This window comes from Micromonospora nigra, assembly GCF_900091585.1.
In the GTDB taxonomy this organism is placed as follows: Bacteria; Actinomycetota; Actinomycetes; order Mycobacteriales; family Micromonosporaceae; genus Micromonospora; species Micromonospora nigra.
Genome location: NZ_FMHT01000003.1, coordinates 3415685 through 3431069 on the forward strand (window position 1 = coordinate 3415685; position 15385 = coordinate 3431069).

The window sequence follows — 15385 nt, forward strand, 5'->3', positions numbered from 1 at the left end:
GCCGTCGGCGAGGCGTCCGACGCCACGGCCATCAGCCCACGGAGGCATCTACCAAAGTCGACGGGTCGGACGTGTACGGGACGGTCCTGGCGGATGCGGCGTCGGACGGGACGATTCGGAGATGGCGGGGACAGATTCGGAGATGGCGGGGACAGTGGAACGGCCGTCCACCAACAGGCACCATGCGTGCCGATGTCGGTGGCGTCGCCGAGGTCGTGCGTAGCATCGGGCCGGAGGCAGCTGAGGAGGCACGATGACGCCGACCCCCACGAACACGGTGCGACCGGCCGGCGGGCAGCCGGCCCGGCTGGGCGGGCCTGCGCTGGTCACCTGGTGCGACGCGGCGACCGGGGAGCGCGTCGCACTGACCGCGTCCGAGCTGGGCGGCTGGGCGGCCCGAACCGCCGGTCTGCTGCGCGACGGGTGCGGGCTGGCCCCGGGCAGCCGGGTCGCGGTGCTGCTGCCGCCGCACTGGCGTACCGCTGCGGTGTTGCTGGGAGCCTGGTCCGTCGGGATGGCGGTGTCGTTCCGGCCCCACGCCACGGCCGGGCTGCCGGTCCTGGAACCGGGCGGCGACCGGCCGTACGACGCGGTGTTCGTCACCCCGGCACGCCTCGACGACTGGCTGGAGGACGTGCCGGAGGGGGTGCACCGTTACCTCGTCGGCACCGCGCCGACGACCGAGGTGCCGCTCGGGTGGCTCGACTGGTTCGTCGAGATGCTCCGGCACACCGACGACCCACCCGACCACGCGGCGATCCGCCCGTCGGATCCGGCCAGCCCCGACGGCACCAGCTACGGCGAGTGGGGTGAGATCGCGTCCGCCCTCGCCGGACAACTCGACCTGCGGGCCGGCGATCGGCTGCTGGTCGACGTGGCCGAGCACGAACAGCCGGTGAAGTGGCTGCTCGCGCCCCTGTCGGCGGGTGCGTCGGTGGTGCTCTGCGCCAACCTCGACCCGGCCGGCCGGGACGCCGTCGTCGCCGCGGAGCGGATCACCCGGATCCTCTGACCGACCCGCCCTACGGGGTCCCCTGAGGACGCAGCGCGGCCTCAGGGTCGTACGACGCGGGTTTTCTCCGGTGGTCGACGGTTCGGCCCGGTGGAAGCGTTACCCCCATGGCATCGCGACCCGTGCGACGTTGGCGTCAGCTCGTGCTCTGGCTGCACGTCGTCACCTCGGTGGGCTGGATGGCCCAGGCCCTGGCGATCTTCGTGCTGCTGGTCACCAGCCTGACCACTCAGAGCCGGGCGGAGGCCGTGAGCGCCACCTCGATGGCGCAGGTGCTCGACGGCAGGCTGCTCGCCCCGCTGGCCAACGCCTCGGCGTTCACCGGGTTCATGCTCGCCGCGGCGACCCCGTGGGGATTCGTCCGGCACTGGTGGGTGCTGGTGAAGTTCGCGATCACCCTGGTTCAGCTCCACCTGGGCATCTTCGTCCTCGGCGGGGCCCTGAAGGACAGCGCCTCGGCGGCGGCCACCGGCAGTGCCGGGCCGGCCGTTCCGCTGGCCGTCGGCTCGGCGCTGATGGCCGGTGCCATCGCCTTCCAGGCCTGGGTGTCGGTCGCCAAACCCTGGTCGACGACCCGCTGGATGCCCGCCGACCGGCGGCGCGTCTCCGCCGAGACGGCACCCCGCTGGGTGTTCGTGGCCACCGTCGTCGGCGTCGTCTCGGACCTCGCCGTCGCCGCGGTGCTCGGCCACCCGGCTCCGCTGGTCTCCGTGGCGATCCTGGTCACCTGGCTGGTGCGCCGCCGCCGCCGGGCGGCGACGATGGTGGCCGCCAGCGCGACGGCCTGAACCCGAGCAGCAGTCCCGACGGCCCGACCGCTGCGGCGACCTGGCTCCCGATCACCCGGTCGCAGGCCCAACAGCGCTCCCCGGCCCCCTGCCGTTACAGCGGTGCCAGCCTTGCGGCAAAGCCTGTTGCCGGCGTGTCTGACGTGGTCTCATACCCGGACGACGACGCCACGACCTGGTGGCAACCCCGCGTCGACCCGCACCGCTTCCATCCCCCGAAAGGTGCAACGATGCACAGGAGATCGACCTTCCGACTGGCGGTTCTCACCGCCGCCGCCGCGACGTTCCTGGCCTCCGGCGGCGCGTACGGCGCGGCGGGCGTGGCAGCGCCCGTCTTCCCGGGTGTCGAGTACTGCGAGCCGAGTGCCGAGGCGCACAGCGTGGCCCGGGTCGCCGAGGGCGCGACCGCCAAGGAGCCGGTGCTCTACTCGAAGAACGAGGCGAACGCCTACGGCGTGATCAAGGATGCTCCGCGCCTGCCCAACGGCAGCGTCACCGTGCCGACGGTCTTCCACATGATCTCCGACCACCCGCTGAGCGCGGCGGAGACGACCCGGTTCAACACGATGATCGCGGCACAGATGGAGGTGCTCAACGACTCGTTCTCGGGTGCCACCGCGCCGGACGCCGCCGACACGCCGTTCCGGTTCGACCTCGTCGACACCACGTGGACGGTGAACAGCGACTGGTACACGGTGGTGCCGGGCAAGAACGAGCGGGACATGAAGAGGGCGCTGTACACCGGCGACGCCCGCACCCTGAACGTGTACGCGGCGAACATCGGCGGCGGGCTGCTCGGCTGGGCGTACTTCCCGAAGGGCTACAACAACGGCCGGGACTACATCGACGGCGTGGTGCTGCTCGACGAGTCGATGCCGGGCGGGACGGCCGGCAAGTACGCCGAGGGTGACACGTTGACGCACGAGGTCGGGCACTGGCTGATGCTGGAGCACACCTTCGCGCACGGCTGCTCCGCCTCCGGCGACTTCGTCGCGGACACCCCGCGCGAGGCGGCACCGAACTTCAACTGCCCGGTCGGCGCGGACACCTGCGCCGCCCCGGGGCTGGACCCGATCCACAACTTCATGGACTACACGCAGGACTCCTGCATGGACATGTTCACCCCGGGCCAGGCGGACCGGATGAGCGACGCCTGGGTGGCCTTCCGGGCCGGTGGCGGCAAGTAGTCACCTGTGTGGGTTGGCGGGCCGCACCCCAGCGGCCCGCCAACCCATCTTCTTGCCCGGTCGCGGCAGAAGTGGTACCGCCTGTAGTACTACTGGCGGCAGGTGCTCAAGGCGATTGACAGGAAGGAGGCCATGTGATGCAGAACGAACCCCGTCCGGAGGTGTCCCACTACACCTATCGCGTCATGTGGTCTGCGGAGGATCGTGAGTTCGTCGCGACCTGTGCCGAGTTTCCGTCCCTCTCCTGGCTGGCACCCTCCCAGGTCGAGGCCCTGCAAGGGCTTCAGGATCTGGTGCGGGAGGTGATCGCCGACATGGCGGAGCAGGACGAGCAGGTTCCGCAGCCGTTCGCCGAACGCAACTACTCCGGCAAGTTCAACCTCCGGGTCGGGGAGAGCCTGCACCGCGAACTCGCCATCCAGGCAGCCGAGGACGGGTTGAGCCTCAACCAGTACGTCCTGCGCAGGCTCCGGGCCGCCTGACCAGCCGACGGCCCGCCGGGGTCGGACCGGGTCAGCGGGCGCTCGGTCGCACCCGGCGAGTGCAGGGCGACAGGTGATCGGTGGGCAGCGCACACCGCGTGCCGCCGGGCAGTGGCCGGTCGCAGAACACCCAATGGCGTACGCCCTGCTGGTCCTCGGCCGACACGGTCACCCCGCCCGGTTCGACGCGGGCGCTCAGCCGGGCCAGCAGGCGGACGGCGACACGCGCGAAGATCCGGGCGCGAAGCAGGTCCGGCGCGGTGATCGGCAGATGGATCACCCAACGGTCGCTCACCGGTAGCGGTGGCTCGCCGATCGTGCGCTCTGCCAGGCCCGCAGCGCGTTCTTGATCCGTGCGTTCTCCTCCTGCACCGCGACCAGGGCGGTCTGCGCGACGGTGAGTTCGTCGGCCACCCGGTGCAGGAAGGCGCGGATCTCGACGGGGTCGAGGCCGCGTCGCCGGACGTTGAGGGACCACTCGCGGATCTGCCAGGGCCGGAGCGTTCGTGGCGGACGGGCGACGGCTGCCGGGCGTTGCTCGCGTCGGGTCATCAGTCGACGGATCAGGTTGCGCATGGGTGACCGCCCTTCGTCGGGTCGCGTCGCTTCGTCGGGTCGCGTCGGAGTGGAAGGGGCGGCCTCCGCCGGTGGCGGGCGACGGAGACCGCCCCGCCCTGCCATCGCAGCTTCGATCGGCGGTACGTCAGCAGGGCCGCGCCGGGGGAGCGCGGGAGTGGGGTCTCGACGCGATGCGAGACCGGTACGAGAGGTGCCAACCGACCGCAGCATCACCGCATTACCGCATCACCGAGAGCGGCGCTATCGCCACCGAGTCACCTATGTCAAGCATGTCTTTGAGCCAGCTACCTACTTATGTCATTCGTGCTACATGTGTTGCCTGCGTCGAAACGCCTGATCGATACTGGTTGGGCCAACCGACTGCAAGGGGCCTGACGTGCCTATCCCACCCACGATGGACGAGCTGCTCGACGCTTTCATCAGAAAGATCAAGGACGGGACGTACCCGCCTGGCTCGCAGCTCCCCTCCGGGCGGGCTCTGGCGGATGAATACGACGTCTCGCAGTCAACGATCAGCCGCGCGGTGGCGAGGTTGCGGGAGCAGGGCGTGCTGGTCGGCCGACCGGGACGCGGCGTCTTTGTTGCGGAGTCCGCCCAAGGTTGATCTTGCGCCGACGGTAGATCGGTACGAGCCGTCTGTCCGACGGCCTCGCCGATCTTCTGCCGTCCACGACGGCGGCATCGTGGACCTCGCAGCCGCCGTCGCACGAGCCGCGTGCTGGTCTGATCTGTGCCGAGCATGTTGACCTATGCTCGTCGGGTGAAGCCGGTGGCAGCGGAGATGCGGCAGCTCATGCTCGGCGAGATGCTGTCGTCGCTGTCCGCCATCCCGGCGGAGGCGGTCGAGCACGGTGAGGTCTTCACGCGCCGCTGGATCGTCGACCTGATCCTTGATCTGGCTGGCTACACCGCAGATCGCGATCTTGCCAAGCTGGTGGCGGTCGAGCCAGCCTGCGGCGGTGGCGCCTTCCTTGCCGCGATGGCCGCTCGGGTCAGTGTCTCCTGCCGCAAGCACGACCGGCCGTTGCGTGACGCCGAGCGGGCCGTCCGTGCCTTCGATCTGCTGACCCCGAACGTGACGGCCAGCAGGCAGCTGGTGCGGGAGGTGCTGGTCGACGAGGGTTGGTCGCTTCCCGAGGCGCGGGAGGTGGCGACGGCGTGGGTGCGGCAGGGGGACTACCTGCTCGACCCCTATGTCCAGGAGGACGTGGACTTCGTCGTGGGTAATCCTCCGTACGTCCGCCTGGAGGATGTGCCGGCGGACCGTATGCACGCCTACCGCGCCGCCTGCCCGACCATGACCGGGCGGTCCGACCTCTACGTCGGCTTCTACGAGCGGGGGCTGCGTTCTCTCGCGCCGGGCGGCGTTCTCGCGTTCATCTGTGCCGACCGGTGGATGCGTAACCAGTACGGCCGGCAGTTGCGGGAGTTCATCGCCGCCGGCTACAGCGTCGACGTCACCGTGACGATGCACGATGTCGACGCGTTCGAGGAGCAGGTGTCGGCCTATCCGGCGGTGACCGTGGTCCGCCGTGCCCGGCAGGGCGACGCCATCGTCGTGGACGCTCGGAAGGGTTTCGGGCCCCAGGACGCTCCAGGGCTGGTCGAGTCGATCTTCCGAGGGGAGCCAGTCACCGAGCGAAACGACCGGTACGAGGTTGCCCGGCTGCCGCACTGGTTCACCGGGGGCGACTCCTGGCCCGCCGGTTCTCCGTCCCGTCTGGCCCTGATCGAGGCACTGAACGACCGACTACCCCCGCTCGAGGACGCGAGCACGGGCACCCGGGTCGGCATCGGCGTTGCCACGGGCGCCGACAGCGTCTTCATCACCACGGACGCCGACGTCGAACCGCGACGGCTGTTGCCGTTGACGATGGTCAGGGACACGACGACGGGCAGCCACTCGTGGTCCGGCCACTATCTCGTCAACCCGTGGGACGCGGACGGCCAGCTCGTCGACCTGGCCGTGTTGCCGCGCCTGCGGGCCTACTACCAGCGGCACGCGGCGGCACTCAAACGCCGGCACGTCGCCGGCAAGCGACCCGCGCACTGGTACCGGACCATCGACAAGGTTGACCATTCCCTGATCGATCGCCCGAAACTGCTCTTTCCCGACATGAAGACCATTATCCATCCCGTGCTGGACGAGGGTGGCTTCTACCCACATCACAACCTGTACTACATCGTCTCCGACAGGTGGGACTTGAAGGTCCTGGGTGGACTCCTGCTCTCCCGTGTCGCACAGGCCTTTGTGGAGGCTTACGCGGTTAGGATGCGGGGCGGCACCCTTCGATTCCAAGCCCAGTACTTGCGTCGGATCCGCGTCCCGAGGCCCGAGACGATCTCGGCCGCCGACCGTGCTGCGCTCGCCGCCGCCTTCGATGCGAGGGACACGCGTGCGGCGACGGAGGCTGCGCTGCGTGTGTACGGGATCGAAGACGCTGGAGATGTGATCGGTGGATCAGCGTTCGTTCGAGGAAGCGGTTCGTAGCTCTTGGGCGGTGCGAGAGTCGCAGGCCGCCAAGAAGCTGCTGTCCGGCAGGGCCGACACCGGAGGGCGGGGCGCGGTCACCGGCGGAGCCCACCTCGACGCGATGACGGAGCTTCTCGCGAGAGCGTTCCGCGACGCCGGCTTCCCGCCTGACTCCGTGCGCTGCAAGTCCGGAATCGAATTGCCGGGCTACTTCCGACCCACCAAGAAGTGGGACCTCGTCGTGTTCCACGAGGGTGAACTGGTCGCGGCGATCGAGCTCAAGTCGCACGTCGGCCCGTCGTTCGGCAACAACTTCAACAACCGGGCCGAAGAGGCGATCGGCACCGCTGTCGACCTGCGGCAGGCGTACGATCATGGCCTGCTCGGTCGACTGAGGCCCTGGCTCGGCTACCTGCTGTTGCTGGAGGAGGCACCGAGCTCCCTTCGCAAGGGCAAGCCCCGCAGCGGCGGCTTTCCGATCGATCCCGCATTCGCCGACACTTCGTACCTCGATCGCTATGTGATCCTCTGCCAGCGCCTACGGAATGCCGGCCTGTACGACGCCACCTGCCTGATCACCTCAGCTCGGGAGGCTGACGCACCCATCCGGCAGCCAGACCCGGAGATCGGTTTCGCCACCTTTCACGGGGCAATCATGGCCCGCCTCGAGGAGATCGGCGTCCTGCCGCCCAGGCGCAACTGAGGGCAGTGTTCCCTGATCAGTCGACCGTGGGCAGGGGTGGGCCGAGGACGTCGTCGGCGTCCACGATCGTGTACGCGTACCCCTGCTCGGCGAGGAAGCGTTGCCGGTGTGCCGCGTACTCCGTGTCGATCGTGTCCCGGGAGACGACCGTGTAGAAGTGCGCCTGCCGGCCGTCGGCCTTGGGCCGCAGCACCCGCCCCAGCCGCTGCGCCTCCTCCTGCCGGGAGCCGAACGTGCCCGACACCTGGATCGCCACCGCCGCCTCCGGCAGGTCGATCGAGAAGTTGCCCACCTTCGAGATCACCAGCGTCCGCACCTCACCCGACCGGAACGCGTCGAACAGCCGCTCGCGTTCCTTGTTGGTCGTCGAGCCCTGCACGATCGGCGCGTCGAGGTATTCCCCCAGCTGGTGCAGCTGGTCGATGTAACCGCCGATGACCAGCACCTGCTCCTGCGGGTGCCGCGCCACCAGGGCGCGCACCACCGGCAGCTTCGTGCGGGCGGTCGCCGCCATCCGGTAGCGCTCGTCGGCCTCCGCCGTCGCGTACGACATCCGCTCCGCGTCGGTCAGCGTGACGCGTACCTCGGTGCACTGCGCCGGGGCGATCCAGCCCTGCTGTTCGATGTCCTTCCACGGCGCGTCGTACCTCTTCGGGCCGATGAGGCTGAACACGTCGCCCTCCCGGCCGTCCTCGCGTACCAGAGTCGCCGTGAGGCCCAGCCGGCGACGCGCCTGGAGGTCGGCGGTGAACCGGAAGATCGGCGCGGGCAGCAGGTGCACCTCGTCGTAGACGACCAGGCCCCAGTCGCGCGCGGAGAACAGGTCCAGGTGGGTGAACGCGCCGCCGCGCCGCGAGGTGAGCACCTGGTACGTGGCGATGGTGACCGGGCGGATCTCCTTGCGTTCGCCCGAGTACTCGCCGATCTCCTCCTCGGTCAACGAGGTGCGGGCGATCAGCTCCCGCTTCCACTGCCGACCGGCGACCGTGTTGGTGACCAGGATCAGGGTCGTCGCCTTCGCCTCGGCCATCGCGGCGGCGCCCACGAGCGTCTTGCCGGCGCCACAGGGCAGCACCACCACGCCCGACCCGCCGGCCCAGAACGCCTCCACCGCCTCCCGCTGGTACGACCGCAGCGTCCACGGCTTCCCGCCGCCCTGACCGGCCTCGGCCAACTCGATCGGGTGCGCCTCGCCGTCGACGTACCCGGCCAGGTCCTCCGCCGGCCAGCCGAGCTTGAGCAGCGCCTGCTTGAGCCGGCCCCGCTCCGAGGGGTGCACCTGGATCGTGTCGTCGTCGATCTTCGCGCCGAGCATCCCGGCGAGCTTCTTGCTCTTGGCGACCTCGACCAGCACCACCCGGTCCACGGCGCGCAACACCAGGCCGTGCACGGGATCGTTGGCGAGCTGGAGGCGGCCGTACCGGTCCATGGTCTCGGCCACGTCGACCAGCAGCGCGTGCGGCACCGGATAGCGGGAGAACTTGATCAGCGCGTCGACCACGGCCTCGGCGTCGTGACCGGCGGCCCGGGCGTTCCACAACCCCAGCGGCGTCAGCCGGTACGTGTGCACGTGCTCCGGTGACCGTTCCAGCTCGGCGAAGGGAGCGATGGTCATCCGGCACGCCTGGGCGTCGGGGTGGTCGATCTCCAGCAGCAGCGTCTTGTCCGACTGCACGATCAGTGGTCCACCGCTCACGCCAGGTCCTCTCGTCGCATGTCGGAAGGGGTCGGATCGGCGGCTGACCTGCCGCGGGCCGACCAACCAGTGTTGCACGGGCCGACCGATCGCAGAAAAATGCTCACCAGGCGCAACCGGTCGTGTACCTGCACACGTCTACCAAGGGGACACCAGTTCCAGGGGAGGGCGCATGGGGCACCTGAGGTTCGGCACCCGGCTCGCTGCCCTGGCGGTGGCCACGCTGGTCGGGGCCGGTGCGTGCACGTTCGATCCGCAGGCCGACGGAGCAGGGGGCGGGGGGCCCGTCTCCGTCGGTGCCGTGGAGCAGCCAACGGGGGCGAGCGGCACGCCCGGACCGGATCAGCGGAAACGGAGAACACCGACCGCGAAGCCGAAGCCCGAGCGCAGCCGGGCCCGCGCCGAGCCCACCCCCGCCGCGCCCACCCGCAGCCCGGCGAAGCCGACCCGCGAACCGACGAAGCCCACCGCCTCGCCGGCGCCCGCCGGCTGCCCGCAGGGGGAGCGCCAGCGGGCGGTGGAGACGTACCTGAGCCGGCTGGGCGGGTTCGGCCCGGTGACCGTGGACGGCAGGCAGTCCGCCGCCGACTGCGCCGCGATCAAGCGTTTCCAGCGGCGGTACGACATCCGCCCCGCCCACGGGCGCGCCGGCCCGCTCACGTACGACGTGGCGAAGCGACTGGCCACCACGGACACGGCGGTGTGCGGGCGGCGCACCGGCACCACGTTCTGTGTGGACCTCACCCGGCAGACGACCTGGGTGATGCGCGACGGCAGAGTGATCGTGAAGCCGACGGTGACCCGCACCGGGATGGCGGGCTACCGCACCCCGGCCGGCACGTTCACGATCAACTACCGCAACGTCAAGGAGTGGTCCGACCCGTACGAGGTCTGGTTGCCGTACTGGCAGCACTTCACCCGGGGCATGGGGTTCCACGAGACCACGACCTACCTGCACGACAAGTCGATCGGCTCGCACGGCTGCGTGAACCTGCTGCGTGCCGACGCCGTCAGGTACTGGGAACTGGGCCGCAACGGCAGCCGCGTGGTGTTGGTCGGCAGCCGTTCCGGGTGACAATCTAGGAACGAACGCAGGCCGAACGGGGCGGGAGGGTGAATGACCGTCAACCAGGATGTGATCCCCGAGCGGGTGCGGAGCGCAACCGCCGAGCCCGTCTCCACCGCGACGGTCGTCGCGTACGCGGTCGCCGGGGTGCTGCTGTTCGGCTGGTTCCTGTTCGGCTGGCTGGTGCTCCAGCAGGGATTCGTCGCCTCGATCGGCGAGGCGGCCGGCACCGGGTTCGCGTTGATGCTGGTCGTCGCGATCGTCGGTACCGTGCGCCGCGAGCGTCGCTGAACCCGCCGACAGCCCCGGCCCGGCGGCCTCTCAGCTCTCCAGCACCGCCGCAGTGATCCGGTGCAGCGCGAAGGTGTGCAGCATCTCCGTGCGTTCGTCCTCCGCCCGTAGGTAGCCCGCCCCGATCGACACCGGCCGAACCAGCCGCGACGCGGTCGCCCCGTGCGCGTCGACGTAGCCCACCCAGACCAGCGCCTTGTCGCGTACCGCCTGCTGGAGCACCGCCAGGGCGTCGCTGTGGCTGTGCGCCGGGGCAAGCCCGGCAGACGGGTTGCCCCGGACCACCGCCGGTGCCCGCCGGGCGGCCCGGGCCGCCGCGTCGCCCCGGCGGATCTGCTCCACGACGCCCAGCAGCCGTGGCATGGGCAGCTTCGGCGTGGCCAGCGGGTCGACGGCCCGGGACGCCACCGACACGCGGGACGGGGCCCGGCGGACCTTCGGCCGGGTCAGCACCGCGGAGCCGCCGGCATCCTCGGGCACCGGCGCGTACCCGGCGTCGCGGAGCACGGTCAGCATCCGGCCCACCTGGTACGGGGTGACCAGCACCGTGGGTGCCAGCCGGCGCAGCGCCAACGCCTCCAGCCGCCGGTCCGCCAGCACCTCGGCCAGCAGCGCCTCGTCGTCGCTGCGCACGTACGCCCCGGCGGAGCCCAGCCGCAGCCCGCCGTGCTTGCGGGCCACATCGTCGACCAGGTACGTCAGCCCCTGCGGTACGGGCGTTCGGGAGCGCCGCCGGAACAGCGCGTGCAGGTCGTCGGCCGAGTAGCCGGCGTCGAGGGCGCGTCGCACGCTCGCCGGGGTGACCCGGTACACGCCGGCCCCGCCGGCCGACTCGTGTTCGGCCACCACCTCCAGTTCGGTGGCCAGTTCCGGATCGGGTGGCCCCGGCACCACCACCGTCAGGTCCGCCTGGACGAGCACATGGTCGACAGGGGCGGGCAGCAGGGCGTCCAGGGCCCGCACGGCGGTGGAGGCGCCCTCGCCGCCGGCGTCGACGTGCCGGCCCAGCGGGTCGCCCGCGCCCCGCTCGTCGGAGTCGGTGACCTCGGCCAGCAGCAGCCGCCCGTACGTGGTGAGCGCCCCCAGCCCGGTCACGCCCAGCGTGGCCGCCTCGGCGAGCACCTCCCGATGGGCGGCCTCCCGGCCCCGGCTGCGCCGGGGTGCCCGCCAGTCCAGCACGGACAGGACCTCGTCGACGGTCGGCGCGGTGCCGGGTGCCAGGTCGGCGAGAACCCCGAGGACGGCGCGTCGGGCGGCCGGCGCACCGGCTCGTTCCGCCTCGGCGGACAGCACCGTGATCGGCCGGTCCCGGTCGTCGCGCTGCCCCACCAACCCGACCTGCCGGGTCATCCCCAGCCACCCCCGGGCCAACTGCTCCCAGCGTTGCGCGAAGGAACCCGCGTGCCACACCTCGTACCCGCCGGTGGGCAGCACCTGCTGGTCGACGCCGTACCGGCTGCCGGCGCCCCCGGGCAGCTCCACCTCACCGGTCAGCCCGGCCGCGTACGCCACCTCCAGCAGCAGCGCCGCCGTCGACTCGTCAAGCCCGGTGGCGCGGGCGAGCCGACGCAGGTCCCGCACGCCCAGGCCACCGGAACGCAGCACGGGCGCCGGCTCGGCGGCGAGCTGTTCCAACAGGGCCTCGGTGTGGCGTACCGCCTCCATGGTCTGCCCGGCCCCGGCGGAGTCGGCGGCCTTCGGTTCACGGGACGCGGCGGCGACCGGTGGCGGACTGGTGCGCAGCGGGCCGAGCGGGCCGGAGTCGCGGCGCAGCAGCAGGCCGATCTCCCGGGGCAGCTCCACGGTGCCGGCGGTGCCGGCCTTGCCGCCGGAGGTCCGCACCAGCAGCCGGTGGTCGACCAGCCAGCGGACCGGTGAGCCGGTGGCGGCCCCGCCGTTGGTCTCGTCCGGGGGCAGCGGATCCTCGGCACCCACGGCGGGGGCCTGCAACGCGCCCGGGGGCACGGTGCCGACGGGTGGCCCGGCCGCGAGCCGGTCCAGCACCGCGCGGGCCGACGGCGGGGCGGAGAGCAGCGTCCGCCGCAGCTTCGCCGGGTCCGCGCAGAGGGCGGCGGTGCGCGGGTCCAGCTCCGTCGCCGGCCGGCCCAGCCCCGCCGGGTACGGGGAGATCTCGTCGACGCCGCCGATCAGGTGCAGGGCGGTGTCCGGGCCGTACAGCAGGAACAGGGCGCGTAGCCGGTCGACCGCGGCCCGGACGGCGGTGGGGGCGGGCGGGTTCGGGCCGGCGGTGGCCATGGCGAGGACCCCGTCGACCGTGGCGGTGCCGCCGGCCGGATCACGGGTGAGGCGTGCCGCGTCGAGAATCTGGAGGGTGAACTGGTCCAGCCCGTCCATCGCGCGGGCCACCGACACCCGGGACTGGGCCCGGATGGCGAGCGCCGAGACGTCGGCCGGCACGGGTACGACGAGGTCCGGCCGCAGCTGGAGCAGGGTTGCCAGCGACTCGTCGGGCAGCGAGCGCAGGTGGTCGGCGAGTGAGGTCGTCATCGTCGTTCCACGCTAGCCCGGTCCGGGGCCCTCCCGCTCCTCGGACGTCCGGCTCGCCCGTGTCGACCGGTAGGTTCAACGGGTGCTCCCACTGACGGTCGGCTTCGATCTCGACATGACCCTCGTCGACTCCCGTCCCGGCATCGCCGCCACGTACCGGGCGTTGACGGCCCTGACGGGAGTGCCGGTGGACGCCGACCTCGCCGTCTCGCGGCTCGGTCCGCCGTTGCGCACCGAGATCGCGTACTGGTTCCCGCCGGAGCAGGTCGAGGAGGCGGTCCGGCTCTACCGGGAGCTGTATCCGGCGTACGCGATCACCCCCACGGTGCCGTTGCCCGGTGCCCGGGAGGCGGTCGACGCCGTGCACGCTCTCGGGGGCCGGGTCCTGGTCGTGACGTCGAAGCTCGGCCGGCTTGCCAGGCTGCACCTCGACCACCTCGGGTTGGCCGTGGACGAGCTGGCCGGCGACCTGTTCGCCGAGGAGAAGGCGACAGCCTTGCGGGCACAGGACGCGACCCACTACGTCGGCGACCACGTGGCCGACATGGTGGCGGCGAGGGCTGCGGGGGTGCCGGGGATCGGAGTCGCGACGGGCCCGTGCGACACCGACGAGTTGCAGGCGGCCGGGGCGGATCTGGTGTTGGCCGACCTCACCGGATTCCCGGAAGCGCTGCGCAACATGATCCGGCTAGCCTTGAGGGAGTAGACGTCTCGAGCGAAGCAGGGGTTCTCAGGTGCCGACGGGTCGAGTGAAGTGGTATGACGCGGCCAAGGGATACGGGTTCGTCACCAGCGACGAGGGTGGCGACGTGTTCCTGCCGAAGGGCGCGCTGCCGGCGGGTGTCACCGACCTGAAGGGGGGCCAGCGGGTCGACTTCAGCGTGGTGGACAGCCGGCGCGGGGCCCAGGCGATGGGGGTCAAGCTGCTCGACGCTCCGCCGTCGGTGGCGGAGCTGCGCCGCCGGCCCGCCGAGGAACTGCACGGCCTCGTCGAAGACATGATCAAGGTGTTGGAGGCGAAGGTGCAGCCGGACCTGCGTCGGGGCCGCTTCCCGGACCGCCGTGCCGCGCAGAAGATCGCTCAGCTGGTCCACGCCGTGGCGCGCGAGCTGGAGGTCTGAGGCACCAGCCCGGCGTCGGCAGCCCGGCCCAGCAGCGCCGACACGGCGGCGAACCCCGACTCACCCAGGTCGGCGGTGAACTCGTTGACGTAGAGGCCGATGTGCCGGTCCACCACGTCGGGCTCCATCTCCTGGGCGTGTTCCAGGACGTAGCCCCGGCTGGCTGCCGGGTCCGCCCAGGCCCGGCGTACGGATTCCCGGATCCACCCGGCGGCGGCCTCCGGGTCGACCGCGCCCCGCCGGGCCAGGATCGCGCCGAGCGGGATCGGCAGCCCGGTGTCGCCCTCCCACCATTCGCCGAGGTCGACCAGGGCGGTCAGCCCGTGCCGCGGGTAGGTGAACCGGGCCTCGTGGATGACCAGCCCGGCGTCGTACCGGCCGGCGGCGACGCCCGGCATGATCTCCTGGAACGGTACGACCTCGATCCGTGCGGGTGGACGGTCCGCCGCCCACAACCGGAACAGCAGGTACGCCGTGGTCCGGTCACCCGGTACCGCGACCGTCGCCCCGCCCAGGTCGGTGGTGGTGCCGCCGCGGGTGAGCACGAGCGGGCCGCAGCCGCGGCCGAGCGCGCCCCCGCAGGGCAGCAGGTGGTAGTCGTCCAGCAGCCAGGGCAGCGCCGCGTAGCTCACCTTGACCAGGTCGAAGGCCCCGCGCTCGGCGGCGGTGTTGGTGACGTCGACGTCCGCGTAGGTCACCTGCACCGGTGGGGCACCCGGGACCTGCCCGTGCACGAGGGCGTGGAAGACGAAGGTGTCGTTGGGACAGGGCGAGATCGCCAGCGAGAGCGCCACACGCCCACCGTAGCTTTTCCTGCCCTGCCCTGCCCTGCCCTGCCCGGCCCGGCGCACAGCCCGCATCGGCCCGGCTCGGCCTGTGCGGCAGGCTTTCCGGATGCGTCCGGGGGCGGGTCGAGGATTGATAAGCCGGGCCCTCCCGAGCTGATAGCGCGAACGAAGCACCGCGCGGTGCTTTCCGGCCGCGAGGCGGTGATAGCGCAGACGATGCAGCTCGGGAGGGCCCGCCGGACACCCTGTCGTGGGTGTGTTCGCGGGCGCTGCCGCCCGCTGCCGTGGCGCGATCATGTCCACACCAGGCCCACCGGCGCAGGTTCTGCGGGCCAGTTGTCCACAGGTTCGTCCACAGGGTTGTCCACAGCTGTCTCCGAAGGCTTGAGGGCGTGGCGTCACGGCGCAAGCATCGACGGATGGACGAGACGATCGGCGAGCCCAGGCTGGATCTGGGTGTGCTGCTGCGGGCCGCGCGCCGACGGGCAGACCTCAGCCAGCGTGAACTGGCGGTGCGCTCCGGCGTGCCGCACTCCACCGTCGCGCGCATCGAGTCGGGCCGGGCGGAGCGGTCGCCCCCGCCCGGCGGCGCCCGGTTCCTTCGGGCCTGCGGCTTCGCCGTGGAGTGCAGTCACCCGCTCGCCATGCGACTCGACCGCCCCTGACGACGACGGTCGAACGAGGGCACCAG

At 71.6% G+C, this 15385-nt stretch carries 17 protein-coding genes; 12 read left to right on the plus strand and 5 right to left on the minus strand.

Going from position 1 to position 15385, the window contains the following annotated elements; genetic code table 11:
- Positions 1 to 253 precede the first annotated feature (253 nt).
- The 4 genes from GA0070616_RS14645 to GA0070616_RS14660 all read left to right on the plus strand — a co-directional run bounded on the left by GA0070616_RS14645 (position 254) and on the right by GA0070616_RS14660 (position 3469).
- Positions 254 to 1012: a TIGR03089 family protein gene (locus tag GA0070616_RS14645; RefSeq protein WP_139128898.1), complete on the plus strand. Its 759-nt coding sequence runs from the start codon at positions 254 to 256 to the stop codon at positions 1010 to 1012.
- Positions 1013 to 1119: 107 nt separating this feature from the next.
- Complete coding sequence (locus GA0070616_RS14650) at positions 1120 to 1800, plus strand: hypothetical protein (protein WP_091082182.1); 681 nt, start codon at positions 1120 to 1122, stop codon at positions 1798 to 1800.
- A 230-nt stretch (positions 1801 to 2030) separates the two neighbouring features.
- Positions 2031 to 2987, plus strand: a complete 957-nt coding sequence (locus GA0070616_RS14655) for a zinc metalloprotease (RefSeq protein WP_091082185.1) — start codon at positions 2031 to 2033, stop codon at positions 2985 to 2987.
- Between the two features lie 137 nt (positions 2988 to 3124).
- Positions 3125 to 3469, plus strand: coding sequence for a type II toxin-antitoxin system HicB family antitoxin (locus GA0070616_RS14660; RefSeq protein WP_091090802.1), 345 nt, complete (start codon positions 3125 to 3127; stop codon positions 3467 to 3469).
- 31 nt (positions 3470 to 3500) lie between these two features.
- On the opposite strand, the gene GA0070616_RS14665 is transcribed toward GA0070616_RS14660, so the two are convergent.
- Positions 3501 to 3764 carry a hypothetical protein gene (locus GA0070616_RS14665; protein ID WP_091082188.1) on the minus strand — a complete coding sequence of 88 codons (264 nt, stop codon included), beginning with the start codon at positions 3762 to 3764 and terminating at the stop codon, positions 3501 to 3503.
- The gene (locus GA0070616_RS14670; RefSeq protein ID WP_091082190.1) at positions 3761 to 4045 is read right to left on the minus strand and encodes a DivIVA domain-containing protein; all 285 of its coding nucleotides are present in this window, start codon (positions 4043 to 4045) and stop codon (positions 3761 to 3763) included. Before GA0070616_RS14670 ends, GA0070616_RS14665 begins: the two co-directional genes overlap by 4 nt.
- 397 nt (positions 4046 to 4442) lie before the next feature.
- Between GA0070616_RS14670 and GA0070616_RS14675 the strand changes: the two genes are divergently transcribed.
- From GA0070616_RS14675 to GA0070616_RS14685, 3 genes are all read left to right on the plus strand, one after another.
- A complete protein-coding gene (locus GA0070616_RS14675) occupies positions 4443 to 4652 on the plus strand; it encodes a winged helix-turn-helix domain-containing protein (RefSeq protein WP_091082192.1) in 210 nt (69 codons plus the stop codon).
- Positions 4653 to 4808: 156 nt separating this feature from the next.
- Positions 4809 to 6539: an Eco57I restriction-modification methylase domain-containing protein gene (locus GA0070616_RS14680; RefSeq protein WP_245712772.1), complete on the plus strand. Its 1731-nt coding sequence runs from the start codon at positions 4809 to 4811 to the stop codon at positions 6537 to 6539.
- On the plus strand, positions 6505 to 7224 hold the full coding sequence (locus GA0070616_RS14685; RefSeq protein ID WP_091082195.1) for a PaeR7I family type II restriction endonuclease: 720 nt from the start codon (positions 6505 to 6507) through the stop codon (positions 7222 to 7224). Before GA0070616_RS14680 ends, GA0070616_RS14685 begins: the two co-directional genes overlap by 35 nt.
- Positions 7225 to 7240: 16 nt before the next feature.
- Here the strand turns inward: GA0070616_RS14685 and GA0070616_RS14690 are convergent, their stop codons facing one another.
- Entirely contained in the window at positions 7241 to 8920 is a 1680-nt protein-coding gene (locus tag GA0070616_RS14690) for a DNA repair helicase XPB (RefSeq protein ID WP_091082198.1), read from the minus strand.
- A gap of 172 nt (positions 8921 to 9092) precedes the next feature.
- On the opposite strand from GA0070616_RS14690, the gene GA0070616_RS14695 reads away from it, so the two are divergent.
- Together GA0070616_RS14695 and GA0070616_RS14700 are read left to right on the plus strand one after the other, a co-directional pair.
- Complete coding sequence (locus tag GA0070616_RS14695) at positions 9093 to 9995, plus strand: L,D-transpeptidase family protein (protein WP_091082201.1); 903 nt, start codon at positions 9093 to 9095, stop codon at positions 9993 to 9995.
- A gap of 42 nt (positions 9996 to 10037) precedes the next feature.
- Complete coding sequence (locus tag GA0070616_RS14700; RefSeq protein ID WP_091082204.1) at positions 10038 to 10277, plus strand: hypothetical protein; 240 nt, start codon at positions 10038 to 10040, stop codon at positions 10275 to 10277.
- Positions 10278 to 10307: 30 nt separating this feature from the next.
- On the opposite strand, the gene GA0070616_RS14705 is transcribed toward GA0070616_RS14700, so the two are convergent.
- Positions 10308 to 12785: a helicase-associated domain-containing protein gene (locus GA0070616_RS14705; protein WP_091082207.1), complete on the minus strand. Its 2478-nt coding sequence runs from the start codon at positions 12783 to 12785 to the stop codon at positions 10308 to 10310.
- 82 nt (positions 12786 to 12867) lie between these two features.
- On the opposite strand from GA0070616_RS14705, the gene GA0070616_RS14710 reads away from it, so the two are divergent.
- Positions 12868 to 13491, plus strand: coding sequence for an HAD family hydrolase (locus tag GA0070616_RS14710; protein ID WP_091082210.1), 624 nt, complete (start codon positions 12868 to 12870; stop codon positions 13489 to 13491).
- A gap of 28 nt (positions 13492 to 13519) precedes the next feature.
- A complete protein-coding gene (locus GA0070616_RS14715; RefSeq protein WP_091082212.1) occupies positions 13520 to 13906 on the plus strand; it encodes a cold-shock protein in 387 nt (128 codons plus the stop codon).
- Here GA0070616_RS14715 and GA0070616_RS14720 read toward each other — a convergent pair.
- On the minus strand, positions 13867 to 14700 hold the full coding sequence (locus GA0070616_RS14720; protein WP_091082215.1) for a 1,4-dihydroxy-6-naphtoate synthase: 834 nt from the start codon (positions 14698 to 14700) through the stop codon (positions 13867 to 13869). The genes GA0070616_RS14715 and GA0070616_RS14720 overlap by 40 nt on opposite strands.
- A gap of 413 nt (positions 14701 to 15113) precedes the next feature.
- Between GA0070616_RS14720 and GA0070616_RS28805 the strand changes: the two genes are divergently transcribed.
- On the plus strand, positions 15114 to 15359 hold the full coding sequence (locus tag GA0070616_RS28805; protein ID WP_245712773.1) for a helix-turn-helix domain-containing protein: 246 nt from the start codon (positions 15114 to 15116) through the stop codon (positions 15357 to 15359).
- Positions 15360 to 15385 lie beyond the last annotated feature (26 nt).

Bases quoted from the DNA above. Each gene is read 5' to 3' on its own strand.
- GA0070616_RS14695 (WP_091082201.1), top strand. From the start codon at position 9,093: ATGGGGCACCTGAGGTTCGGCACCCGGCTCGCTGCCCTGGCGGTGGCC.
- GA0070616_RS28805 (WP_245712773.1), top strand. From the start codon at position 15,114: ATGGACGAGACGATCGGCGAGCCCAGGCTGGATCTGGGTGTGCTGCTG.
- GA0070616_RS14705 (WP_091082207.1), bottom strand. From the start codon at position 12,785: ATGACGACCTCACTCGCCGACCACCTGCGCTCGCTGCCCGACGAGTCG.
- GA0070616_RS14645 (WP_139128898.1), top strand. From the start codon at position 254: ATGACGCCGACCCCCACGAACACGGTGCGACCGGCCGGCGGGCAGCCG.
- GA0070616_RS14655 (WP_091082185.1), top strand. From the start codon at position 2,031: ATGCACAGGAGATCGACCTTCCGACTGGCGGTTCTCACCGCCGCCGCC.
- GA0070616_RS14670 (WP_091082190.1), bottom strand. From the start codon at position 4,045: ATGCGCAACCTGATCCGTCGACTGATGACCCGACGCGAGCAACGCCCG.
- GA0070616_RS14650 (WP_091082182.1), top strand. From the start codon at position 1,120: ATGGCATCGCGACCCGTGCGACGTTGGCGTCAGCTCGTGCTCTGGCTG.
- GA0070616_RS14660 (WP_091090802.1), top strand. From the start codon at position 3,125: ATGCAGAACGAACCCCGTCCGGAGGTGTCCCACTACACCTATCGCGTC.
- GA0070616_RS14700 (WP_091082204.1), top strand. From the start codon at position 10,038: ATGACCGTCAACCAGGATGTGATCCCCGAGCGGGTGCGGAGCGCAACC.
- GA0070616_RS14675 (WP_091082192.1), top strand. From the start codon at position 4,443: ATGGACGAGCTGCTCGACGCTTTCATCAGAAAGATCAAGGACGGGACG.